Origin of the sequence: Bacteroides sp. AF32-8BH (assembly GCF_003435205.1) — a bacterium.
GTDB lineage: Bacteria > Bacteroidota > Bacteroidia > Bacteroidales > Bacteroidaceae > Bacteroides > Bacteroides ovatus.
The window spans coordinates 1-24,667 of the sequence record NZ_QVLZ01000034.1; the positions used below are offsets into that span (position 1 = coordinate 1).

Below are 24,667 nucleotides of genomic sequence, written 5' to 3' on the forward strand. Positions count from 1 at the left end.
CAGAACTGTAAAATATAAAAGAGGTTGTGCCAACGTTTTGACACAACCTCTTCGTTGTAAAACGAATATCGCATTGTGCAATATTCATCTGATCGTATATCTCTTACCTTTAACAGTATCAAAAGCTATCCGGTCGTCAGCGAGTACTCTTACCTTAGCACCGGAAACTTTCAGACTCTTTGCATCCGGATATTTAAGCATACACTCTGCACCTGCATTAGAAAGTATTTCAATCGAAGTGATTTGCCCTTCTTTCCAGGTTACATCCACTTCAAAGTTTCCTCTGGCTTTCATCCCTTTGAACGCACCGTCTTTCCATGCATCGGGCAAAGCGGGAAGCAACTCGATATATCCCCCCTGACTCTGCATCAACATTTCCGCAATTCCGGCTGTACAACCAAAGTTTCCATCAATCTGAAAAGGCGGATGCGCGTCAAAAAGGTTGGTATATACACCACCGAAACGGCCTTGGGGAACAGTCAGTTTCATTGCACTCCGCAATAATGCATGAGAGCGGTTACCATCATGCAAACGGGCCCAGAAATTTAGTTTCCATGCTTTACTCCAGCCTGTGCCCTCGTCTCCACGGGTATTCAGTGTCACTTTCATGGCATTTGCATATTTATCATCTTCTTCGCTCCTTCCGATCACAATCTGCGAGCCCGGATGCAGCCAGAAAAGATGGTTCGTATGTCTGTGTCCACCGTCTCCGGTAACGTCTTTCGTCACTTCGTCCTTCCACTCCATCAATTGTCCGCCCAATCCTATTTTCGGACCGGAAAGTTTGTTCATTGCAGTCTCTATTTCTGCAATCTCCGGTTCTTTGTCCTTACCTAACACCTTGCTGGCTTTTATCATCATATCGAACATCTCTGCTATCATGGCTTGTGAGGTGGAGCAACCTAATGAAAACTCACCATGCTCGGGAGAATGTGAGGGGTTTGCCACCAAAGTACCGTCCCGCTCGTCCGTCCAAAGGTTATCCACCCAGAAAAGAGCCGCTTGGAGCATGACATCATAATACGCTTCTAAAAAGTCCTTGTCAAGATTAAACTGGTAATATTCCCAAATATCCTGGCACATCCAAATAGCTCCTGCCGGAAAATGATGGGGAGTGTCTTTCTTGGCCGGAGCCGTATTACCCCAAATATTATTTTCATGATGCGTCACCCATCCACGTACATTTCCGCCATCGGGTTTGCAATAATATTGTTGCGCCGTATATTTTCCGCGTGGTACAAGGCTCTTTACATATTCTACCATAGGCAGGTGGCAACGGGATAGATTAGTAGGCTGCGTAGGCCAATAATTCATCTGCACATTGATATTGGTGTGATAGTCGGAATTCCAGGGATTGGAAAGTCTTTCTCCCCATACTCCTTGCAAATTGGCAGGCAGAGAACCTTCTCTCGAAGAAGAAATCAATAGATAGCGACCAAATTGGAAATACAACATTTCCAGATATTGATTCTCGGATTCCGAGTTGGTATGAGCATCCATACCCTTCAGCAAACTATCCGTAGTTACAACGGGCATTTCCGTCAGGTTGCCCAGATTCAGTTTCATTCTGTCATACAACGAATGGAAATCTTTCTCATGGGTAGCCAATAAAGCGGTATATTTTTTATTGGCCGCCTTTTTCAGCGTAGCCTTCACTTTATCCAGCGGTTCTTCTCCAGAGAAATAATGATAAGAATCGTCCATGCATTGCACATAGTTTGTTGCAGCCGACATCAATACGATGATTTCTTTGGCCTCTTCTATCTTCAATTTCTTCCCGTCTACTACCGTAATCTTTCCGCCTGTATGTTTCACTAATAGTTGCTGCGCGTATTTCAATCCATTCTTCCAATGATCTCCTACGCGCTTGTCACCACTCGTCGGAGTAGGATATCCTGTCAGGGTAATCGTATTGTCCGAAGCCCGGATGACCTTGTCGGTATGCAATGACTCCAAAGATATCATACGTGAAATCTTTCCCTTCTTCGAATCCGATGTCAGACGCATCACCATGATATTGTCCGGATAACTCATAAAATACTCCCGTTTGAAGGTTATTCCTCCCTCTTTATAAGTTACCCGATGAATGGCATTGTCGATATCCAGCGTCCGAGTATAGTCAGAATAGGCAGGTTCGGAGGTAGCCGGATTTACAACCTCTACAATGATATTGCTCAATGTTTGAAAAGAGCCGAAATGCTCTTTAGTTCCCGCCAGTTTATCTATGAGGTTTCGTAGTTCCGTACCGTTACCGTCCCCCTCATAATTATGGGTAATCAATTTTCCGTCTGCGTCAATATAAGCGGAATGATTTACAGTAAAATCATTCATCTTCTGCTGTAACAGCACACGGGTTTTATGAAGATAACTTTTATTCGTTTCCGGGGTTCCCAAATGCCCTCCGTTATAAGACGGATCTTCGCCAGGACCTCCTGACCACAAAGTATGTTCATTTGTCTGAATAACATCTACTTCCACACCTCCGAAGATCATAGCGCCCATATAACCGTTACCAATAGGCAATGCTTCGCTTTCCCACACTTTTGCGGGTTTGTTGTAAGTAGCTTTCAGGGACGGCTGTTGGAAACGGGCGGCCATTGTTGTTTCCGCCATCAGACAGCATAAGAATAGTGCGTTTATACACCGCAAATACTTGTTTTTCATACTACAATAAATTAAAAGTCGGGCTGTGTAAAAGGTACAGTTAATACATCGATTACCCTTTACACAGCCTCAACAACTATGATACAATCTATAAATTAATGACAGTTTGCAGACGAATATCTTTAGAGGAAGCACCGACCATAATGTCGAACGCACCTTGGGGAACGATGAATCGTCCCAATCCTGCATCCCAATAACGAAGTTGCTCTTTATCGAGTTCGATTTCTACCACACGGCTCTCTCCTGATTTTAAAGGAATACGCCGGAAACCTTTCAACTCTTTAATCGGAACGACACCTCCGGTTTCCGGAATCCGCACATAGACCTGTGCCACTTCATCCCCTTTCCTCTTGCCGGTATTCTTCAAGCGGAAAGAAACGCTGACGGTATTTGCACCGTCTTTTACTTTCAAATCGCTGTATTTGAAAGAAGAATAACTAAGTCCGTAACCAAAAGGATAAAGAACGTCTCCTTTAAAATATTTGTAAGTACGCCCTTTGGTTATATCGTAATCATCGAAAGCAGGCAATTCATCCAGAGATTTATAATAAGTGAGCGGCAAACGCCCGGCTGGATTGTAGTCACCAAACAATACGTCGGCAACGGCTGTTCCCCCCTGTTCACCCGGATACCAGGCATTTACGATGGCAGGAATATGTTCGTCCATCCAGTTGACAGCCAGTGAGCTTCCTGCTACCAATACAACGATTATATTCGGATTTACTTTATAGATTTCCTGTAAGAACTCTCTTTGGTCTGCCGGAAGCTGAATATCGTACCGGTCCTGTCCTTCACGTTCTATTGACTTATTGATTCCCATCACAGCAACGACCGTTTCACATTCGCGGACTGCTTTTCCGGCCTCCCCATACAAATCGAGACGGGTAGCTTTTCCTACCTGCGGAACTTTCCATTGTAATTTTGCGATAGCATAATCCCGGTTGTCATAGTACTCCGCTTTTAACTGATAATCTTTCCCCGCTTCAAGATAGATGGAAGCAGAGTCGGTAGATACCGCATGAGCCGACCAGGCATCAATCAACAACTGGTTGTCAATACTCAAACGACAACCATCGTCGGAAGTAAAACTAAAAGTATAACGACCGGAGATAGTCGGTCTCAACTTTCCCGTCCAACGAACGGAAAGCGGAGATTTAGGAAGAAAAGGATCGGGTGCCTGATTGGCAGGCTCAAAATTAATCCAACCTTCTTTACGTACTTTAGGCGTACCCTCCAATGCAGTGTTTTCAAAATATTCCGCTTTCAATCCTTCCGGAAAGTTTTCTCCTTGAATCAGTTCTAAGCCGTCGGCAGCAGATTTCCAGGGTGCATACACTACTTTCACTTGATCGCCTGCCCTGTCTTTTATACCTTGCAAAATGGAAACCGGATCTACTACCGGCGCACCGCTATAATCGCCAAACTCACATTTTCCGGCATTGATACCTACCACGGCTATTGATTTCACCTTATTAACATTCAATGGAAGCATATTATTCTTATTCTTCAATAAAACAATGCACTCCCGGGCTGCATCCAAAGCAATCTGTTGATGCTCTTTCGAGCCGATCACCGACGGAGAGATTCTGGTATACGGATTTCGTTCGGTTCCATCAAAAAGTCCCAGTTTCATACGCGCTGTCAACACATGGCAGGCAGCCGAATCGATATCGGCATCCGATACCATGTATTGTTTGTAAGCATTCAACAGATATTCGTCATAGACATCATCTCCACATTCCAAATCCAATCCAGCCTGAATGGATAGAGTGGCAGCCGCCTCTTTCGTCTTTACATACTTATGGGCATTTACCAATAAAGAAGGTCCCCCACAATCGGAAACGACATATCCCTGAAATCCCCAGTCCTGACGTAACACCTTTTTCAGCAGCCAGGCATTCAGTGTACAAGGCACATCGTTCAACGCGTTGTAAGCAGTCATGATAGAAGCAGCCTTTCCTTCCTTCACACACATTTCGAAAGCCGGGAAATAATATTCGCGCAGTTGCTTTTCCGAGATTTGCGGATTACAGACAAAACGGTTATGTTCTTCGTTATTGGCGGCAAAATGCTTGGGAGTGGAAACAATCTTCAAATAACGCGGATCATCTCCTTGCAAACCTTTCACAAAAGCCGTTCCCATCACTCCGCTTAGAAAAGGATCTTCCCCATACGTTTCCGGGGTACGTCCCCAACGGGGATCACGTGCCATATTCACCGTAGGCGACCAAAAGGTCAGTACATCACTAAACTGCTCTTTTTGCTCTCTCCCCTGATCGAGTTCATTCCAACGGGCACGCGCCTCATCCGAAATCACAGTAGCCACCCGTTTTTGTAACTCCGGGTTCCAGGTAGCTGCCAATCCGATAGCTTGCGGAAATACAGTGAAACGTCCCGGACGGACTACTCCATGCAATGCCTCATTGCCATGATAGTATTTATCAATACCCAAACGGGGAATACCGGGAGAAGTAGCACGCAGCAAACTAATCTTTTCCTCCACTGTCAGGCGGGAAAGTAAATCTGCCACCCGTTCGTGCACAGGAGCGTTTTCATCCTTATACAACTCTTGCGCATGTATCAATGAGCAAGACATCACAGATAAAGTACCTGCCAACAAAATCTTTTTACACCTGTTCATTATCACCATTTTTCTATCATATTTTCTTTTATAATTGTTCGTAGCACTTGCTCCGGAATCACTTTCCCACTTTCTAATCTACAGGACCGTCCATCAACAAATCATGTTTCTTGTTCTTTGCATCATAAGAATTGAAGTCGGCTCCGTATGTTGCAATTCCCATTACACGCAACATGGAATTCCAGAAGACTATCCCGGAACCTTTTTTCCACGAAGAAGAAACAGCGACGTATTGTAAATCCCAAAGTCCGTTCAGACAAACTTCATCCCGATAAGGCTTTTCCTGGGGAGTGACCAACCCTTCTGCCGGAGAAAAATCACGGGAGAACACCACTTTCTGTGTCTGCGCAAGCATTGTTTCCGAAAAGACTCCGATCCAAATACAGACGCAGCATTTGAATACTTGCAAAGTCATTATCCCACTGTTCCTTTTATCTTGCATGTTTATCGACCTTTCATTTCACTAATTATCATTCTCATTAAATGCCGTTATCGAGAAATAATATTCCGAGTCTCTGTTAAAGTAACGGGCTTCATATTGATTGTCAAATACCGTCACTGCGTGCGTTAACTTATCTTTCTGTGTTCCCCACCGTAACACGTATCCGGTAGCCCCTTTTTGTGCATCCCAAGTGAAACGAAACATTCGTTTATCCTCCGAATCCCGGATTGCCCGGAAGCCTGTCACCTTAGAAGGAGCAGCACCTTCTCCTTTACCAAATACACGGAAACCGGATAAAGAGAAGCACCCATCCATCTCTTTAGCGTTACAAATTCTCAAATAACGGACCTTCACGGGTTTATCCAACGTAAACAGGCGATGAGGCTCATCTTTTCCATTCTCTCTTTCATCAAACAAATTCATCCATTTTTTCCCATCTGCCGAACCTTCGATAAAAAATTGATAAACAACGGGAGGGTGTGGTGCGAAAACCTTGAAGTGATGGTCGGCAAAATTCACGTGTATACTATTTACCAACATTGGAGTCTCCAAATCAACCTGCAACCATTCGCCCTTTTTTCCGGTTTGAGCAGCCCACCATGTTTCAATCTGTTCATCATTTGCATTGCCCGGTTCATAGCCGGCAAGAGACGAAGAAGCCTGTACCGGTTTCCGGTATGAAAGCAGATTCCATCCCATACTCAAATCTGTTTTATCAAAATCAACTTTCCGGTTAGGAATATAGAAAGGATAATCCGACCAGACTGTGTGAGCATATATACCGTTGCGACTGGATACAGCAACCGGGAAAAGTCCCAACCGCCGTTCAAACATATGACGAACGGAAATGATCATGGAAGCTACGTGCCAGTAGTTTCCATACTTATCCCGAAAAGTATGTCCGTGTCCTGCCCCACCGATAAAGCCTCCCGGTTTAAATGAGAACGGATTGTCTTCCACATATTCAAAAGGACCCAAAGGAGTATCTCCTACATAGATTCCATCGCCATAAATACGATATTGAGTACCCGGAGCCGCATATTGCAAATAGTAACGTCCTTCATATTTCAGCATACAAGGTCCTTCGTTCCATCCCTGACGCGGTTCTTCATTATTCTTTCCGGGAACTTCCCAGCCATACTTGTCTCCATGATGCGCGATCAGTGCTTTGGCTTCACCCAACGCGCGAAAACCGTCTTTCGGATCTACTTCCACCCCCATAATCGGGTCCTTATCCGAACATCCCCAATACATATACACCTTACCGTCCTCATCACTATAAAAAGCCGGGTCGTGAAGCCGGTAGGTCAGTTTGGTGTCCACAGCCTCCCAAGTATCTTTTTCCGGATGGGCATTTTTGAAAATCTGTGTTTTCCCGCTGGAAGTCGTAAAATAGAGCGTATCTCCTATCGGAAGAATGGTAGGAGCATAATCTTCCAATGTGGGGATAGTCGTACAAGGAATATATTCCCAGTCGGCCAGATCTTCAGAGCGCCAATATCCACCGGACTTGGACGCAAATAAATAATAATAGCCTTTAAAATACTCCAATACCGGATCGGCAGCTTCCCGACGCGATTCGTCTTTCGGTTGAAACCGATAGTTCAGATTCATCGGATTAGTTACTATCCGATGTTGGGCGATTCGCTTTCCTGATGAACAGGAAGTGATACATCCTGCCAATATGCTTGCAATTAATAGATGAGTAGATTTCTTCATGGTGTTTTTCTTTTTATTTATTCCGGTATTTGTGTCATTCCCAGTGATCTGTACGGAAAGGTGATGCCGGCAACCCTTCCTCATTATACAGATTACAACGCGGGCTATTGGAAAATCCGTAGCGCACAGCTACAGGTTCGGCAACTTCATGACTCGATACAATGACCTTATTACCTTCTATGACGGCATCCGCCCAAACAAATTTACGGTCGGCCCCGGCAATGCCAAATCCCGTGAGCTTTGTCGACTTTGGACGAACCAGTTCTCCTTCAGGAATATAGGGAGAAGTCCCTATCATCAACTTCTTACCCTGATTGGTAAACTCCAAGATAATTTTATTGCCCTTCACTGACATTTTCTTATAAAGAGGTCCCATACCAACAATTTTCTCTCCATATGCCAATTTACGGGCAGCAAGGGCTAACCTATGTCCTACATCGTATTTATCAACCGGATGCAAATCGAACGGGTCGCCAACATCAATCGTTACCGCCATCGCAGTATTAGGCAGGTTCAGTGCTTTCAACTGACCTTCGCGCACCCAACGCCAACCGTTCCCCTCAACAGAAGGTTCCTGATCTACAGGCTCGAAATTAGGAAGCTGTACATATACAAAAGGAAAATCTCCTATTCCCCATTTCTCCCTCCAATCTGTAATCATCCGGGAAAAAAGTGTCGCATATTCTTTTGCCGAGCCACCGGAATTAAATTCACCCTGATACCAGATTACTCCTTTGATACTTAACGGAATTAAAGGAGAAATCATGGCGTTAAACAGATTAGCCGGGCCGTTATTTCCACCATCCGGTTTGCGTGGATTGGGTGGACGAGGTACTCTGGGTTCCGGTTTGGCGGGCGCCGGTTTCCCATCGGCTTGTGCAGCGCGTACGGCTACCGCCCATTCTTTCTGTGCCTGATTCCACTCTTTACCTATTGTTTGATCCCATTCTCTGACTGCTGTATCAAACTCTTTCTGCTTTTGCGGATAAGTAGCCAGTATTTCCGGATTATCTTTCACATTTTTCTCGTAAGCAGCTACATAATGAGCCAATGCAGGCTCCTGCTTTAGCCCGGAAAGGCTTGTCCAAGCTTCTGCACGTGTACCACCCCAGGCGGACTGTATCACTCCTAACGGACGTCCGTTTGCAGCACGCATATCACGTGCAAAGTAATAGGCAGTGGCAGAGAAACCCTGCCCATTTATTTTTGCCAGCATCTCCGGAGTACAAAGCACCCACCTGGCAGCCCGTTCGGGACTGGCTGTTCCTTGAGGAATTTCAATCTCCGACAATGGCTGTAATGACGTATTTTTAGGAACAAAGAATAAACGTAACAATGAATCTTCCGAATGAGCTATATCATCAGCATATTCTTTTCTGACCTTGATCCCCCACTCCATATTTGATTGTCCGGAAGCAACCCATACATCACCTACCAGCACATCCGAATAAACCAGTTTGTTTTTTCCGGTAATAGTCAGCGTCTCTCCTTTTTTCTTCGTTTTTACCGGCTTCAGTTTTACCTGCCATGTCCCATCGGCATTGGCAGTGGTTCTCACTTTTTGTCCGGCAAAGAGTACTTCAATGTTTTCTCCGGCATCAGCCCATCCCCAAATCGTAATCCGGGTATCTTGTTGCAAAACCATGTGGTTACCGAAAATCAAAGGCATCCCTACATCTGCTTTCACTTCCGGCAATCCCAAGATAGCGGACAGTGACAGCAACCACGAAACCAAAAGTAATTGTTTCATTTTATCAGGAATTAGATGAAGGTGATGGCTCTACAGAGCCACCATCTTATATTTAGTAGTAAAAGCAACAGGTTGCTTGTTGTCTTTATCCAGTTTGAACGGAATCAGTTTTTCTTCTCCGGCTCCCAGTTCATAATGAATGGCATCCCCTGCTTTTTTGCCGTCAACAAACATTTCCACTTTGCCAATATCCATCAGCGTGCCATTATTCTTCACGCTGACCCATACAGTCTTTTGATTCTTCGTCAGATTCTCTTCTACTTTGGATACAGAAAGGATAAAGTCGGCACCGAATTCGTGCGTATAGTTAAGCATACCGGTCACCCCTTTTTTCTTATCGCTGTAACCCACACTATGTTTAATCTCATTCTTGGCCACATAGTCAGGACTCATACCACCGACACATATTTTGAATTCTCCTTTTTCCACTACCCTGTCCATGTGGTCATTGAGCAATGAAATGTCGTATGGCGTCAGTTCAAAAGAGACGGTTTTCGATTCTCCCGGTTGCAAATAAATACGATCGAAATCCTTTAACTCCATAACACGGGTCTTGACGCTGGCATACATATCCGTCACATACAATTGTGCTACTTCATCACCGGCACGGCTTCCTATATTCTTCACTGTAGCCTGAACCGTCACATTTCCATTGGTTTTTTCCTGTATCTTCAAATCCGAATATTCAAAAGAGGTATAGCTAAGACCGAATCCAAAACGGTAAAGAGGATAATATTCCATATCTACATATTCGTAACGACGTCCCGATGTTTTGAAATTATAATATAAAGGAAGTTGTCCTACGTGACGTGGGAAAGTCATCGGCAAGCGACCACCGGGATTATAATCACCAAACAGTACATCTGCCATTGCCGGACCGCCTTCCTGTCCCGGTAACCAGTTTACGAGAATAGCTTTACACATTTCCGATGCTTTCAGAATATCATAAGGACGTCCTGCCTGAAGAATCAGAATCACCGGTTTACCTGTCGCACAAACCGCTTCCAGCAATTCCTGTTGTTTACCCGGCAGAATCAGAGTAGCCCAGTCATTATTCTCACCGCATGTCTTGCGAACATCATTGGTGGCTTCGCTGGTAGAACAATCCCCCAATACCATTACTACAACATCGGATTGAGAAGCGGCTTTTACTGCTTTGGGAATATTCGTTTCATCCGGATTTGTAAAGTCACAACCCTGCTCATAAAGAACTTTCGTTTGCTTACCAACAGCCTCTTTAATGCCCGTCAATACGGACTTCAACTGTCCGGGTAGTAATTTCGGAGTGTAATCACCCGGTTGGAGATCGTCTGCTCCGGGACCCAGTACAGCTATTGTACGCAGGTTCTTGGTCAAAGGCAAAAGGTTCTCTTTATTCTCCAACATTACGATAGATTCACGGGCTGCCTGACGTGCCATCTCTTTATGGCTGTCAGAGTTCCATCCCGGATAAATCTTCTTCCAATCCAACGGTTTGCAGGGATTCTTTTCAAAGAGTTCATTACGGAACATGGTAGAAAGCATGGTACGACATACGTTGTCCAGATTTTCCATGTTGATGCGGCCGTCTTTGGCGGCCTGAATCACTTCTTTATTGTTATAAGTATCACCGCAATTAGTGGCAATACCGGCAGCCAATGCCTGGTTAGCAGCTTCAATCTTATCTTGTGCCGTATAATGTTTACGGGCAGTCAGATTACCGATAGCACCACAGTCACTGACAATAAATCCGTTGAATCCCCATTCCTGCCGCAAAATCTGTTGCAGCAGTTCCGTACTCTTGGCAACCGGAATACCCATATAATCGGAGTAAGCCATCATCAAAGACTGACAGTCATAGTTTCGGATAGCATGACGGAACGGAACCAGGTGAACTTCACGCATTTCACGTTCAGACAAACCGATGTCATGCGAGTCACGCCCACCCAATGGAGCACCATGTCCGCCAAAATGCTTGGGAGTGGTAAATAATCCTCTGGACTGATATCCTTTGATCCATGCACCACCTATTTGTGATACCAATACCGGATCTTCTCCAAAAGTCTCTTCACAACGTCCCCAACGTGCATCCTGCGCAACGTCCAGCACCGGTGACCATGCCTGCTTTGTATTGGCGGCTACCGTTTCGTCTCCGATTACCATCGCCACTTCTTCCGTCAGCTTCCGGTTCCAAGTGGCTCCCATTGCTAAAGCCTGCGGGAAAATAGTCGCTCCGCTTCCATACGAGAAACCATGTACGGCTTCTACTTTTGTGATAGGCGGTACATATAAATGAGGAATACCGGGAATCCCCCATCCTTCACGAATCAATTCCATTTTATCTTCAGGTGTCATCACTGCCAGCAGACTTTCCACCCGTTCTTCTACCGGAAGCGATGCATCCATATAACGACGGTCAGTCACTTTCCCTTTACTATCTGTCAGTACTTTCTCTGCTACCAATACTGAAATCTCCTTTAGAGAGAAAGGTTTATCCAACTTTCCCGGCTTGAAATTCAACTTGACATGAGCGCCATATTTAGGAGTGAATCTCACTTTCATCTGTTTGTCATTGCCTTCTATCCGGTAGTTTACGGGAGTTCCCAGATTCATCGGATCGTAAGTGACAAAGATATCCAATACCTCTTTCAGTTCGTTTCTGTTGACTCCCTGCATCTGAAGATCCAGTTCGCAAACATCACCCGGTTGCTGGATGGTAAACATCAGCCATTGCTCGGTCTTTAGTGCCTGCGAAGGTAATGTCCACATCGTCTTTACATTTTTATCAAAAGCTAAAGCAGCATTTTCCGCATTGGCAGAAGCCGATACCGACAGTATATCACTTTGTTGCTGCGCCATTGCCATTGAACATGACAATAATCCTATTGCCAACATCCATTTCATTTTGTTTTTCATGTTATATTCGTTTTTCTTTAGTCAATCACTCATTTTGTTTGCCTTACCAGCTTGATTGTACCATCAGGGTTGTAATACAGTTTATCTACACAGATAGAACGAAGCCAGTCGTGCCCGGACAACGCACTGTTATGGTAAAAGGCATACCATTGTCCTTTGAACTTGACAATAGATCCATGATTGGTATAGCTGTCAGTCGGTTCCATATAAATACCTTTCGATTCCCAAGGTCCCAACGGAGAGTCACTGATCGCATAGCGCATCCGGTTGTCCCCCTTCACTCCATCGTTCCAGTTTTCATCGTGATTGTCGGAATAAGAGAGATAATACTTTCCATTATATTTGTGAATCCAGGCTGCCTCATGGAAATCTTCCAGTCCTTTCATGAGTTGCATCGGACCATCCAACTCCATCATATTATCTTTCAACTTACCTCCTTTACAGGTGCCGCCACCGCCATTATAGATATACGCCTGCCCGTCGTCATCTACAAAGACACAAGGGTCAATCATCGGATCCATCCCTTCAACATATCCCTGCACTTTGAATCCTTCCGCCGGTTTATTGCTAGTAGCCACTCCGATCTTCCAACTGTCGTTCCAGTCTGTTTCACTGGGATGAGGAAAATAAAAATAGTAAGTGCCGTTTTTATAAGCACAATCCGGAGCCCACATAAATCCTCCTTCTTTGCGTCCCCATGGCACCTGATCGGAGCTTAATATTTCTCCATGATCCGTCCATGTCACCATATCACCGGTTGAAAACACATGATAACGATCCATCAAATCACAACCTCGCGGAGGTGCTATATCATGGGAAGCATATACGTACAAACGTCCGTCTTCCCAAACATGAGCCGAAGGGTCTGCTGTGTACATATGCCGGATGAAAGGATTCGGAGTTGCCGGATTCAGGCTGGTATTAAAAGCTATCGCCTTTTCTTTGCGCAGAACCTTAGCGGCTTCACCAACCAGTTTCAGATAATGGTCACTTTCTACTCCCTCCTCGATAGGAACGAATGTACTTTTTCCTGTCGGAACTTCCTTTGCACATTTAAAGATAGCCGTCCCCTCATCAATTTCGTCAAACATAGCTACATAAATCATTTCGGCACCCGCCCGGATAGCTCCCATCATCTGTTTCCAAAGAAAAGAGCCTTTATTGCGGGGGATAAATGAATTATGATCTTTACCTTTCATATTCCCCCAGGAGAAACCCGGAAAAACCAACGGTACATAATCAACCTGATTCTTTTTCGCCCACTGGATATCTTCTTCCACCAACTTCTGATATTTCGGATAAGTGGTTTCATTGTAACGTCCCACGAACCAAGGCATCACAATATCGCATTTTCTGATAAGCTCATGCAACCTGGGATCTGATTCCGTATCCCCTTTCAGCTCCCGCCATTGAGTAGGTACTCCAAGCATCACACTAAATCCCTGTGATTTTAAGCCGTCGATAATATGTGCAGCTTCTTTCAATCCATAACGGCGATTATCATTAAATCCCACACCCCATACAGTTACCAGCGGTTTGCCATTGTGATACAGATAAGAAGGGTTTTTCGCATGATTTTTTAAAGAATGGCGTTGCGCTATTTCCGCAATGTCTTTGAGCAACAGTTTTTCTTCTCCAGGCTGCATCCCGCTCAAGTCATACATCACACAAATAGCCCGTTCATATTTATTAGCAGCTTTCATTGCCGAGTTCAATACTTTATTAAAATGCTTCAATCCGCTTTCATTCCGGATTTCTGCGATAAAACGCTGCATGAACACTCCATCCAGTCCATACTCTTTCATCCATCTGAAATGAACATTGACAGTCGACTCGTCATAAGAAGAAAAGACGGATGCAGGCTTACCATCCGCAAAAGTAAAATCCGTTTTATAGAGCTTCTTATACTCCGATACCTCCGGCCAAAGATCTACGGAACACGATCCCGGACGAAATCCTTCACGACCATTGTAATGATGCCAGCCACGGCCGGAACCGTCACCAGGGGTGTTGAACCACCCCTGATAACCAGCCATAACCAATCCTTTGTAAGAATTGTACTGTTTCCTGCCGCCGGACTGTGCCATTATCCCTATTGAAAACAATAAATAGACCAATAACCAATTCAACCTTTTTACCATGTTATTTCTTTGTTTTTCATGTTATACCATTAAGTCCTTAAAACTATTTTCAGCAAAGTAAAGAGGCATCCCTTAATAAATTCCACAAAAGTGAATTAATAATGACTTAAAATCGAATTAATCGAGGAAAAAAAAGATAAAGTAGTAGAAATAGATACCTAATTAGGAAAATATTATGGAAATAAAGACCTGTAACCTCTTTGTTTTCCTGAATTTATTTTTCTACTTTTGAAGCAAATCTTTATTCTTCTACTTATGCCAGCAAATAGAAATGCCTTAATCCGTTATAAAACAATTGATAACTGTCTGCGTAATCCTTATCGACGCTGGACGTTGGAAGATTTGGTAGATGCTTGCTCGGATGCTCTTTATGAATACGAAGGCATTGATAAAGGCATAAGCAAACGTACGGTACAAATGGATATACAGATGATGCGTAGCGAGAAGCTGGGTTATAACGCTCCGATTGTGGTGTACGAAAATAAATACTATAAATACGAAGATCCGGAATACAGCATTACACAAACCCCGCTGAATGAACAAGACCTGAAAACGATGTCGGAAGCAGTGGAAGTGTTACGGCAATTTAAGGGTTTCTCCTATTTCACGGAAATGAGCGATATTATCAACCGCCTGGAAGACCATGTCGCTTCTGCCCGGATGAAAACCACTCCTGTCATTGACTTTGAAAAGAATGAATCATTGAAAGGACTGGATTATCTGGATACGATCTATCACGCGATTGTAAACGAGCATCCGATACAGCTCAAATATCGTTCGTTCAAGGCACGTTCCGCCAACAGCTTTATTTTTTATCCTTATCTATTAAAAGAATATCGCAACCGGTGGTTCGTTTATGGAGTCAGAGGAAACGGACGAATATTGCAAAATTTAGCTTTGGACAGAATACAATCATTGGAAGTTCTGCCACAAGAACACTATATCAAAAATACATTCTTCGATCCGAATACGTTCTTCGACGACTTGGTAGGTGTCACCAAAAACTCCGGAAGCGTAGCAGAGAAAGTTGGTTTCAAAGTAGCGGTAGCCGAAGCACCTTACATCATAACCAAGCCTATACATCGCAGTCAACAACTGGTGGAAAGGCTACCCGACGGAAGCGTCATACTGGAAATTGAAGTCGTAATCAACCATGAGTTAGAACGGGTATTCTTCGGATATGTTGACGGAATAGAAATTCTTTATCCCAAGACATTGGTAGAATTAATGAGTCGGAAATTGGAAAAGGCTGCCAAGCAATATACAAAGTCAAAATGAAAATAAAGCTTTCGCACATTCGTACCCTTCCTTATAAAACTCTGTCAGCTTTTGCACATCTTTCTCTATACGGTCTACAGCTACAGGTTTCAAAGGACGGATAACGACAATCTTTCCCTCATCCTCCATGCGTTCCACCATTTCCAGCTGTTCATTATAAACAGCACACCGGCAACTTAACGCTTCACGCAACTTCGGATATTTCCGGTATACAAACGAAGGGATACGAATATCTTTCGAATCTTTCCGATATCCCCGGTTACGGGTAAGTATCACGACATTTCTCGTACAGCCATCCGCAATAGCTCTTTGCAGAGGTATGGAATCTACGATTCCCCCATCAAGCATAGGAATCTCATCCACATAAGTGATAGGACACACAAAAGGGAGACTGCTGGATGCACGGACAATATCGATCACCCTGCGCCTGTCTTTTTTCTCTTCGAAATAATTGGCTTCTCCCGTAATGCAATTAGTAGTCACCATCACGAAACGTTCCGGTGAAGCAAAATATGTTTCATAATCATAAGGAAGAATGTGTTCGGGGAACTCATTGAACAATAGATCGAAATCCAAAATATTACGCTTTTTGAGCAAATATTTCAGACCGATATAATTGTACTTCTCCAACAAGTCGATATTGCTGTACTTGGCACGTCCCCGTTGCCGTGATGCATACGACAATCCGTTGCACGCACCGGCAGACACTCCTATCGCATAGGGAAACCGGATATCATGATCCATAAAATAATCAAGTACGCCGCAGGTGAATACTCCACGCATTCCCCCGCCTTCCAACACTAAACCGGTAGATCCATCTATCTGTAAGTTCTTCATTTTTTCTCCTATCTTCTAATTTCCATTCTCTTTTATACATGCTCTCTCTGTATTTACTATTCATGCATATTTATAACAAAAACAAACGGAAAAGGTAGTTCATTCAGCAAAAATAGTAAATATTTCAACAAAATCTTGTTTTTTTGCTTCAATCTATGTAACTTTAGGCTAACTTAATTGTTTAAGGAGGAAAAAAATTAAAAAGTCCTGCCCGCAGGCAAGCACCATGAGAATACAGTTTGAGATTAAAGAAAATTTGCCGGAAATTATCGAAGAAATCTTACACTCTGATAAATGGCAAACTTCCGTGAAGGAAGAACTTAGCGGTCGGACGACCGTTGTGATCCGTGACCAAGCGTATGGTTCAGAAGCTACCATTGAAATTTATGCTACATCTATTGAAATCAAAACTGCCTGGTCTAAGTACTCCTATCGTATATTTGTAGCCAACGATATCGTATGGTGCGAATATAACGGTGCCTATCGTGGTCTGTTGGAACAAGTGCTCCTACCTACTATCACTCCTAAAGAAAACCTGCTCAATTCTGACGTAACTGAAAGTTCGCTTTATGGAAATGAGCATAAGAAATTGAGGGAGTATGCAGAAGATAATTTGAAACTGAAACAATTCCGCCGGGAAAACTTCAATGAGCAGAAGAATGGAACCGCACCATTCGATCATCCCAAGCGGGTGTATGATGAGTTTATCAAAGAAGATTATGTAGTTGCACCCAAAGAAGAAGAGAAGAAATAATCTGTACTTAATGCTTTAGTTTGTGCCATCGTATTGGCACAACAGTGCCACCATGTTGACACTATCGTGCCAATGAGGTGGCATGACTGTGCCAACATGGTGGCATTAATACACTACTCCCAAGTTATCCAGGTCAGCCTTTGATATGGCAAATTCATTTCCGGCTTTAATTCGTTCCAGCACTAAATTTCCGATACATTGGGCATCTTGCACCGATTGAAAAGGCCTTTTCCCGGATACAACCGGGATAAAAGGCTGAACGATTATCAAACGCTCTCTCTCATAAATCTTATAACCGTATCCACTACCTTCAATCTGGGTTACTTCCAGCCGATATATGTTTATCGAATGCATATACCCATATATGATTCCCACTAAAAGCAGCAAGACAAAGCAACTAATACCTATTATTTTTTTATTTCTCTTCATATTCATAAGGCTTCAACTCCCAAGTATCATCGTAATAATAAGTAGAAGCTCCTCCCGTAGCTATAATTCCCCGTTTTCCAGTAGAAAAGCATACGGCTTTCGAGCGTGTACTTCCTTCGAAATCTGTCAAATCTTCCCCATCCCAGAGGTCTGTCAGAGGGTCGTAAATCCAATAATTGGAACGATAACTACCACCAGCAGTCTGCCCCGCAGCAATATATCCTTTACCATCGATCACGAAAGCACAAGCATAAGAACGGACGATAGAAGTGTAATCGTCGTCATAATCATCATCACTCTTATCGTAAAGTTCGCGCAATTCTTTCCAAGTACCCGTTGCCGGATTAAAACACCAGAAATCCGTCACATCCGAACCATTATTTTCACCGCCGCAGATATAAGCTATATCATCTATGACGAAAGCCATACCGCCCATTCTCTTCTGTCCGCCAAATCCACTCATGGCTGTCCATTCTCCTTTATCTCCCACCGACGGGTCGAACTTCCAGAAATCCTTTTGATAATTATCGTTGTAACCTGTACCCAGATACCCATACTGACCAATGCCGAAAGAAAGCGCATAATACCGTTTACCATAGATATTAGTCCCATCAGTTCCATCCGGAATAGAAGCCATCTCCTTCCAGGAATTCGTGGCAGGATCATACTGCCAGCAATCATTCAGATAATCCTTTTTTGTCGCATCGTAACCGGTAGCAATATATCCTTTGGTACCTACTGCAAAACCTGTAGCCGCATTTCGGGCAGGAGCCGCATCGGGCATTGATGTACACTGTGTCCACGAATTAGCCTCGATGTCATACGCCCAGCAATCTTTCAAACGGTCTTTGGTACTCCCCCGGTATCCGGTGCAGAGGTACCCTATGTTACCAATCGTAAAACCAGCTGCGTCCGTACGCGCCACACCATCAAAATCAGAACGGCGATACCACACACCTGCCGTATATTCAGTATCATCCGTACATGCCGCCAATGAAAGCAGCACCACCATCATGCAAAGTAATTTATTCATTTTCGTATTCATAAATATGTCGTTGATTACAACCGCAAATGTAGGCGGCAACGGGCACGCATAAAAAAACTATCGACAAATAAAGACATTCTATCTACCAACAAAATTCAGGTCGACAAATACAGAGATTTAGTCGATAGTTTTTTGGAGGACTATTTAAAACCTCTTCTTTTGCCGGTACAAAACCAATTTCATTTTACTACATGAAGTCAATCATACTACTTTTTTCATTCTTTATATCTCTTTCTTTTTTCGCTTGTGTAGACGATTCATCGTCCATAGGAGCGAAATGGGTACAAAGTTCATTCCTCAACGAACAGATGGATACTTGTACGGTATTACTTAGTACAGTATTAAGCGACTCCATAGCCACTTCGGGAGATACGGTTTGCCAGATAGGATACCGTGACGACAACTTATGGGGGAAAATTACCGCCTCTTTTTACGCAGAGTATGAAGTACCTTCCTATTCTTTTGATGAAAACATCCAATATGAGTTCGACTCGATCACCATACGCCTGTATTCTTCGGGCAATTACCTGGGAGATACACTAAAAACCCAACGCATTCATCTGCATGAACTGACAAAGAATATAGAACTGGACGATAGAGGGTACCTATACAACACTACTACTGCCTATTACAACGAAACTCCACTGGCATCTTTCGACTTTCGTCCTACTCCGGGCTCACCGAGCGAAGAACTGGAAATACGATTGCCGGATGCATGGGGAGAAGAATGGTTCAACTTGATGCTGAATGATGGCCGATGGGTACAATCCCAGGATTTCTTCCATGATTATTTCAAAGGAATTGCTTTTATACCCGATGCAAATGACGCTTGTATCAGCGGATTTCAAGTCAACGACTCCAGTATGTGCATCACGGTCTACTATCACCAGATTACGGAAACACTGAACGAAAAAACACTGGTTTTCAATACAAGCAGCACACTGACTTACAACAAAATAGAACAGGACCGCTCAAACACCCCGATAGCCAACCTGCAAAGTGGGGACGGCAATGAATACTCTTCCGGAAAAAGCGAGCATCAGGTCTACCTGCAGGGAATGACAGGTATGTATGTCACCATCGACTTCCCACATTTAAATAATCTCTGCGAAAAAGGAGAGCTTGTGACTATCGAGAGCGCAACGTTACAGTTATATCCGGTAAAAGGAACTTATGACGGCATGTACCCGTTGCCCAAAAGCCTGGCTCTCTACACCGCCAACAATGAAAATGTGACGCAAAGTGTAATCACCGACCTCACCGGGAGTTCCGTACAAAGCGGAAATCTAGTAGTCGACGAGATGTCTTATGAGGAGACTTATTACTCTTTTGACATCACCTCTTTCCTGCAAACAAACCTGGGAACTACCGGATATGATCGTCAGAAACTACAATTATTTCTTCCGGACAACTTGTTCTATACCACACTTCAAGGCGTTATTTTCGGCGACGGAGAACATACCGCCAATAAAAAGAATACCAAACTTATCATACTTTACAAAACTTATCAACAATGAAAAAGATTTTGTTTTGCCTTCTGGCATTCTATACTCCTGTCTCTATAGTTATTGCACAAAATACAACGAACTCCCCTACTTCCATGTTCGGACTGGGAGAACTTTCTACCGGGGAAGGCGGGCAATATGCCGGACTGGGCGGCACAGGCATTGCATTGCGAGGAAATAATTTCCTTAACAATGCCAATCCGGCTTCACTCACAGAGTTGACCGAACAACGCTTCCAGATCGATGCCGGTATCATGGGAGCATACCAGATTTATTCGCAACGAGGAGCAAGTAACCGTTCCGTCACCGGAAATCTGAATAACCTAAGTATCGGCTGCCGGATTATGCCACGCTGGTATGGAGCAATTTTCATGGCTCCCGTCAGCAGTGTGGGATATGCCATCACGCTGGATGAAGAAGTGGCAGGCACCAATGGAGGTACTATCTCTTCTCTCTTTCAGGGTGAAGGAGGACTTTCCAAGATGGGTATCAGCACGGCTTACCTTTTCGGAAAAAGATTTTCTGTCGGCACCAATCTTTCTTATGTGACGGGGACCATCACACAAACGGAGACGCAAGGTACTGCCACAGAAGAAACCAGCTCCTACAAACATACTTTTTATGCGGATTTCGGTGTACAGTATAAATGGGCTATAGACCGCGAACGTTCTTTCGTTGCCGGTGCCGTATATGGTTACTCGCAGGATTTTAAGCAGGATAATAACTTATACGTTAGTAGCAGTTCGGGAGGAGATGATATTGAAAAAAGCCTGAAACGCTATCGCCAATGTCTTCCTCAATTCTTTGGGCTCGGAGCTTCCTACAACACTCTACGTTGGATGGCAACCATCGACTACAAATATGTGGACTGGAGCCGGATGCAATCTTCCCAATCCAATGTCAGTTTTGAGAATCAACACCGGTTATCAGTCGGTGGAAGATATACATTGGGCAATGTCTATCGTAATCCGGTCAGCATCCTATTGGGAACAGGTATTAATAATTCCTATATCGTCATTCAAAAGAAAAAGGCAACCGAATATTACGTCAGTACCGGACTTAACTTCGGATTGCGCAATAACAACGTCCTTTCTATCGGATTGAAATATAAAGGCCAGATGAAAATTCCTAACGGTATGCAAAAAGAAAACAGCCTTTCCCTGTTCCTGAATATTACTTTCTCCGAGCGAACTTACCGCGCCAAGATACAATAAAATGTCATAAAACGGAAGTCATTAAGATAGCTGTCCATTTGAAAAAAGAGAAAACTTTGTGAAACTCTGTGTTACTCTGTGGTGAAACTTTCCTATATTTGTAGCCAAAACAATTTAATATTAATTTCATAGGAATGAAAAAGACAATCCTTATTGCTGCTTTAGGCCTGTTCAGCCTAAGTGTTATGGCACAAGATGCAAAACCTGAAGAAGGTTTTGTTTTCACGACAGTGAAAGAAAATCCGATAACTTCTATCAAGAACCAAAATCGTTCGAGTACTTGCTGGAGTTTCTCAACTCTCGGATTTGTTGAATCAGAACTACTTCGTTTAGGTAAAGGTGAATACGACCTGTCTGAAATGTTTGTTGTACACAAAACGATGCAGGATCGCGGAGTAAACTATGTACGTTATCACGGTGACAGTTCTTTCTCTCCGGGTGGAAGTTTTTATGATGTAATGTATTGCATCAAGAATTATGGTATCGTTCCGCAAGAAGTGATGCCGGGTATTATGTATGGTGATACGCTGCCGGTACATAATGAGCTGGATGCTGTTGCTTCCGGTTATATCAATGCGATTGCAAAAGGTAAATTAAGCAAACTGACTCCGGTATGGAAAAACGGACTAAGTGCCATTTATGACACTTACCTAGGAGCATGTCCGGAGAAGTTCACCTACAAAGGCAAAGAATATACTCCGAAGACTTTTGCCGAATCACTGGGATTGAACTATAACGACTATGTATCACTGACTTCTTATACACACCATCCGTTCTATTCTCAATTCGCCATCGAAATTCAGGATAACTGGCGTAATGGTCTGTCTTACAACCTGCCTATCGAAGAACTGATGGCTGTTATGGACAATGCAGTAAAGAAAGGCTATACCTTTGCATGGGGTAGCGATGTCAGCGAACAAGGATTCTCACGTGACGGTATCGCCGTAATGCCAGATGCAGCCAAAGAATCTGAACTGTCCGGTTCAGACATGGCCCGTTGGACAGGATTGACTGCCGCCGACAAACGCAGAGAACTATTCACCAAACCTTTCCCTGAAAAGGATATTACCCAGGAAATGCGTCAAGTTGCTTTTGACAACTGGGAAACAACAGACGACCACGGAATGGTAATCTACGGCATCGCTAAAGACCAGAACGGAAAAGAATACTTCATGGTGAAAAACTCTTGGGGTAAATCAGGCAAATATGATGGTATCTGGTATGCTTCCAAAGCATTCGTTGCCTACAAGACAATGAATATCCTGGTGCATAAAGATGCACTTCCTAAAGAAATTGCCAAAAAACTGGGAATTAAATAATTATTTAAGAAAGGCTTAATTTCCCAATGTATTCCGTAAATTTCTCCTTATAATTATCACCGACAGGAATATAAGTATTCTTATCAAAGATAATGCGAAGACGGGAAACTTCGGTAATCTTGCGAAGATTGACAATATAAGAACGGTGGACCCGCATGAAATGCGTGGGAAGCCGTTCTTCCATTTTCTGGAGGCTGGCAAGCGTTATTACAGGCTTGTCCTCTCCTTCCACAAAGATACGCACATACTCACTCATCCCCTCAATATAGCGGATATTCTTCACATCGATGCGAACCACTCTGTAATCGCTCTTCACGAATAATGAATCTCCTTTTATCTGCGAAGCATTTCCTATTTCACCCTGTTGTTCCAACAAACGATATTCAAATTGCCTGCGGGCTTTATCCGCCGCTTTCAATAAATCCTGGAACTCAAACGGTTTCAGCAGATAATCTACGGCATCCAGTTTGAAACCCTCTACCGCATATTCAGAATAAGCAGTAGTGAAAATCACCAACGGACGGTTCACCAAAGAACGTATGAAATCCAATCCGTTCAAATCGGGCATATTAATATCCACAAAGATCAAATCAACCTCCTCTTCGGACAATATCTTCATTGCCTCGAACGCATCCTGGCATGACTTTACCAAAGACAAAAAAGGTATCTGGGATATATAATCCGACAACTGCGTCAATGCTAACGGCTCATCATCTATTGCTATACATTTCATTCTAATAAAGGTATAATAAGTAAGACATCAAATTTATGTTCCTCTTCGGTAATGGAAAGCGTATAATCATTGCCAAATAAAAGCCTCAACCGCTTACGGATATTCTCGAGTCCGATGCCATGATGCTGTTCGTCAGCCGAACCATTATTGCTGTTGGAACAACGGAATGAAAGCCGGTTGCCCTCATCCAACTGTATCAAGACATGAATAAAAGACTCGCTCCGATAACTGACTCCATGCTTAAAAGCATTTTCCACAAAAGAGACAAAAAGCAAAGGAGGAATCTGCACTTCGGGCACTTCGGCCGGAAAATCCATCTGAATAGATACTTTGTTGGTATAGCGCAAACTCATCAGGGCAATGTAATTTTTAAGAAACTGAACCTCACGTGAAAGCAAAATCGTTTTATTACTCGCTTCATAAAGCACATAACGCATCAGTTTAGAGAGTTCCACAATCGTACTTTTCGCTTTCCCCGTATCAATATCCACCAACGCATGAATATTATTGAGCGTATTCATGAAGAAATGAGGATTAATCTGATATTTCAAATACTGCAGTTCCGACTGCAAACGTTGATGTTCCAGTTCCTTCAGCATTTCTTCATCACGGAAAGATTTAAAGAAAAGTTTGATGGCGATATTGAACCCTACCATCAAAAAGGCAATGATGAAATGAATAAGATAGCGGAGCACAAAAGGAGGATAAGGAAAAGGAGTCGGTTTTGGAAATCTTCCGGGACCATTTGGATCTCCCATTCCCCTAGGACGTTGTTCGGGATTGGATTCATGCCAATGCACATCCCCTTCCTCCCTCGCCTTTTCTCTCGTCTTAATAATCTGGTCCCTCCGGTTCTCCTTCATACGGAGAGGCAACTCTCCTCGCTTGAAATCTTTGGGGAAATGATTGGCAGAAGGAAACGGAGAAAGCCAACAAATCATTCCTATTACAAAAATCAACGAAACAGTATATTGCCAGTACCTTTTCTTAAAAAGAAAATAGGGAACCAGCCCATAATTATTCAACAGGAAAAGCACGAAAAAAGGAAGGATACTCAACCATGATTCGCGGATCACCATACGGGTTTCCTCCCGTTCAAGTCCTCCACTCATGGCAAAGTATCCGCCTATCAGCGGAAGAAGAAATATTACGATCCAGATAGCTCCGTAAATACTCTGCTCCAGCACGTGTTGTTTACGCAGTCTTTTCATGCCTCATTGCTTCTGATTATCGAAACAAAGATAAAACCGAACCTGTTTTATCACAAATAGAATCGACCAAAGAACGGATTTCGACGGTAA

The 24,667-nt window shown here is 43.5% G+C and carries 17 protein-coding genes; 5 read left to right on the plus strand and 12 right to left on the minus strand.

Annotated elements, in window-relative coordinates:
- Positions 1 to 84: 84 nt before the first annotated feature.
- From DWZ47_RS21160 to DWZ47_RS31405, 7 genes are all read right to left on the minus strand, one after another.
- Positions 85 to 2,664, minus strand: coding sequence for a glycosyl hydrolase family 95 catalytic domain-containing protein (locus DWZ47_RS21160; protein WP_117514570.1), 2,580 nt, complete (start codon positions 2,662 to 2,664; stop codon positions 85 to 87).
- Positions 2,665 to 2,752: 88 nt separating this feature from the next.
- Positions 2,753 to 5,314, minus strand: coding sequence for a glycoside hydrolase family 3 C-terminal domain-containing protein (locus DWZ47_RS21165; RefSeq protein WP_117514572.1), 2,562 nt, complete (start codon positions 5,312 to 5,314; stop codon positions 2,753 to 2,755).
- Between the two features lie 64 nt (positions 5,315 to 5,378).
- A complete protein-coding gene (locus tag DWZ47_RS21170; RefSeq protein WP_233525083.1) occupies positions 5,379 to 5,747 on the minus strand; it encodes a hypothetical protein in 369 nt (122 codons plus the stop codon).
- Between the two features lie 21 nt (positions 5,748 to 5,768).
- The gene (locus DWZ47_RS21175; RefSeq protein ID WP_117514576.1) at positions 5,769 to 7,466 is read right to left on the minus strand and encodes a family 43 glycosylhydrolase; all 1,698 of its coding nucleotides are present in this window, start codon (positions 7,464 to 7,466) and stop codon (positions 5,769 to 5,771) included.
- Between the two features lie 34 nt (positions 7,467 to 7,500).
- Positions 7,501 to 9,216: a sialate O-acetylesterase gene (locus DWZ47_RS21180; RefSeq protein WP_117514578.1), complete on the minus strand. Its 1,716-nt coding sequence runs from the start codon at positions 9,214 to 9,216 to the stop codon at positions 7,501 to 7,503.
- Between the two features lie 30 nt (positions 9,217 to 9,246).
- The gene (locus DWZ47_RS21185; protein WP_182281643.1) at positions 9,247 to 12,111 is read right to left on the minus strand and encodes a glycoside hydrolase family 3 C-terminal domain-containing protein; all 2,865 of its coding nucleotides are present in this window, start codon (positions 12,109 to 12,111) and stop codon (positions 9,247 to 9,249) included.
- A gap of 29 nt (positions 12,112 to 12,140) precedes the next feature.
- Positions 12,141 to 13,061, minus strand: a complete 921-nt coding sequence (locus tag DWZ47_RS31405) for a family 43 glycosylhydrolase (RefSeq protein ID WP_374938665.1) — start codon at positions 13,059 to 13,061, stop codon at positions 12,141 to 12,143.
- A gap of 1,446 nt (positions 13,062 to 14,507) precedes the next feature.
- Between DWZ47_RS31405 and DWZ47_RS21195 the strand changes: the two genes are divergently transcribed.
- Complete coding sequence (locus DWZ47_RS21195; protein ID WP_117514580.1) at positions 14,508 to 15,530, plus strand: helix-turn-helix transcriptional regulator; 1,023 nt, start codon at positions 14,508 to 14,510, stop codon at positions 15,528 to 15,530.
- On the opposite strand, the gene DWZ47_RS21200 is transcribed toward DWZ47_RS21195, so the two are convergent.
- Complete coding sequence (locus DWZ47_RS21200) at positions 15,522 to 16,367, minus strand: patatin family protein (RefSeq protein ID WP_008999745.1); 846 nt, start codon at positions 16,365 to 16,367, stop codon at positions 15,522 to 15,524. The genes DWZ47_RS21195 and DWZ47_RS21200 overlap by 9 nt on opposite strands.
- A 226-nt stretch (positions 16,368 to 16,593) precedes the next feature.
- On the opposite strand from DWZ47_RS21200, the gene DWZ47_RS21205 reads away from it, so the two are divergent.
- Complete coding sequence (locus DWZ47_RS21205; protein ID WP_004307123.1) at positions 16,594 to 17,121, plus strand: hypothetical protein; 528 nt, start codon at positions 16,594 to 16,596, stop codon at positions 17,119 to 17,121.
- Positions 17,122 to 17,226: 105 nt separating this feature from the next.
- Here DWZ47_RS21205 and DWZ47_RS21210 read toward each other — a convergent pair whose 3' ends face one another.
- A complete protein-coding gene (locus DWZ47_RS21210; RefSeq protein ID WP_004321609.1) occupies positions 17,227 to 17,556 on the minus strand; it encodes a DUF4907 domain-containing protein in 330 nt (109 codons plus the stop codon).
- Positions 17,537 to 18,595, minus strand: a complete 1,059-nt coding sequence (locus DWZ47_RS21215) for a Kelch repeat-containing protein (protein ID WP_008651935.1) — start codon at positions 18,593 to 18,595, stop codon at positions 17,537 to 17,539. The genes DWZ47_RS21210 and DWZ47_RS21215 overlap by 20 nt, the downstream gene beginning before the upstream one ends.
- Positions 18,596 to 18,786: 191 nt before the next feature.
- On the opposite strand from DWZ47_RS21215, the gene DWZ47_RS21220 reads away from it, so the two are divergent.
- The 3 genes from DWZ47_RS21220 (at position 18,787) to DWZ47_RS21230 (ending at position 22,633) form a co-directional block, all read left to right on the plus strand.
- Positions 18,787 to 20,112 carry a DUF4270 family protein gene (locus DWZ47_RS21220; RefSeq protein WP_022199807.1) on the plus strand — a complete coding sequence of 442 codons (1,326 nt, stop codon included), beginning with the start codon at positions 18,787 to 18,789 and terminating at the stop codon, positions 20,110 to 20,112.
- Positions 20,109 to 21,314 carry a hypothetical protein gene (locus DWZ47_RS21225; protein ID WP_004307127.1) on the plus strand — a complete coding sequence of 402 codons (1,206 nt, stop codon included), beginning with the start codon at positions 20,109 to 20,111 and terminating at the stop codon, positions 21,312 to 21,314. The genes DWZ47_RS21220 and DWZ47_RS21225 overlap by 4 nt, the downstream gene beginning before the upstream one ends.
- A 134-nt stretch (positions 21,315 to 21,448) precedes the next feature.
- Positions 21,449 to 22,633, plus strand: a complete 1,185-nt coding sequence (locus DWZ47_RS21230; RefSeq protein WP_004301007.1) for an aminopeptidase C — start codon at positions 21,449 to 21,451, stop codon at positions 22,631 to 22,633.
- 4 nt (positions 22,634 to 22,637) lie between these two features.
- Here DWZ47_RS21230 and DWZ47_RS21235 read toward each other — a convergent pair whose 3' ends face one another.
- Positions 22,638 to 23,366: a LytR/AlgR family response regulator transcription factor gene (locus tag DWZ47_RS21235; RefSeq protein ID WP_004311752.1), complete on the minus strand. Its 729-nt coding sequence runs from the start codon at positions 23,364 to 23,366 to the stop codon at positions 22,638 to 22,640.
- Complete coding sequence (locus tag DWZ47_RS21240) at positions 23,363 to 24,577, minus strand: sensor histidine kinase (RefSeq protein WP_004311753.1); 1,215 nt, start codon at positions 24,575 to 24,577, stop codon at positions 23,363 to 23,365. Before DWZ47_RS21240 ends, DWZ47_RS21235 begins: the two co-directional genes overlap by 4 nt.
- Positions 24,578 to 24,667 lie beyond the last annotated feature (90 nt).

Bases quoted from the DNA above. Each gene is read 5' to 3' on its own strand.
- DWZ47_RS21160 (WP_117514570.1), bottom strand. From the start codon at position 2,664: ATGAAAAACAAGTATTTGCGGTGTATAAACGCACTATTCTTATGCTGT.
- DWZ47_RS21165 (WP_117514572.1), bottom strand. From the start codon at position 5,314: ATGGTGATAATGAACAGGTGTAAAAAGATTTTGTTGGCAGGTACTTTA.
- DWZ47_RS21170 (WP_233525083.1), bottom strand. From the start codon at position 5,747: ATGCAAGATAAAAGGAACAGTGGGATAATGACTTTGCAAGTATTCAAA.
- DWZ47_RS21175 (WP_117514576.1), bottom strand. From the start codon at position 7,466: ATGAAGAAATCTACTCATCTATTAATTGCAAGCATATTGGCAGGATGT.
- DWZ47_RS21180 (WP_117514578.1), bottom strand. From the start codon at position 9,216: ATGAAACAATTACTTTTGGTTTCGTGGTTGCTGTCACTGTCCGCTATC.
- DWZ47_RS21185 (WP_182281643.1), bottom strand. From the start codon at position 12,111: ATGAAAAACAAAATGAAATGGATGTTGGCAATAGGATTATTGTCATGT.
- DWZ47_RS21195 (WP_117514580.1), top strand. From the start codon at position 14,508: ATGCCAGCAAATAGAAATGCCTTAATCCGTTATAAAACAATTGATAAC.
- DWZ47_RS21200 (WP_008999745.1), bottom strand. From the start codon at position 16,367: ATGAAGAACTTACAGATAGATGGATCTACCGGTTTAGTGTTGGAAGGC.
- DWZ47_RS21205 (WP_004307123.1), top strand. From the start codon at position 16,594: ATGAGAATACAGTTTGAGATTAAAGAAAATTTGCCGGAAATTATCGAA.
- DWZ47_RS21210 (WP_004321609.1), bottom strand. From the start codon at position 17,556: ATGAATATGAAGAGAAATAAAAAAATAATAGGTATTAGTTGCTTTGTC.
- DWZ47_RS21215 (WP_008651935.1), bottom strand. From the start codon at position 18,595: ATGAATACGAAAATGAATAAATTACTTTGCATGATGGTGGTGCTGCTT.
- DWZ47_RS21220 (WP_022199807.1), top strand. From the start codon at position 18,787: ATGAAGTCAATCATACTACTTTTTTCATTCTTTATATCTCTTTCTTTT.
- DWZ47_RS21225 (WP_004307127.1), top strand. From the start codon at position 20,109: ATGAAAAAGATTTTGTTTTGCCTTCTGGCATTCTATACTCCTGTCTCT.
- DWZ47_RS21230 (WP_004301007.1), top strand. From the start codon at position 21,449: ATGAAAAAGACAATCCTTATTGCTGCTTTAGGCCTGTTCAGCCTAAGT.
- DWZ47_RS21235 (WP_004311752.1), bottom strand. From the start codon at position 23,366: ATGAAATGTATAGCAATAGATGATGAGCCGTTAGCATTGACGCAGTTG.
- DWZ47_RS21240 (WP_004311753.1), bottom strand. From the start codon at position 24,577: ATGAAAAGACTGCGTAAACAACACGTGCTGGAGCAGAGTATTTACGGA.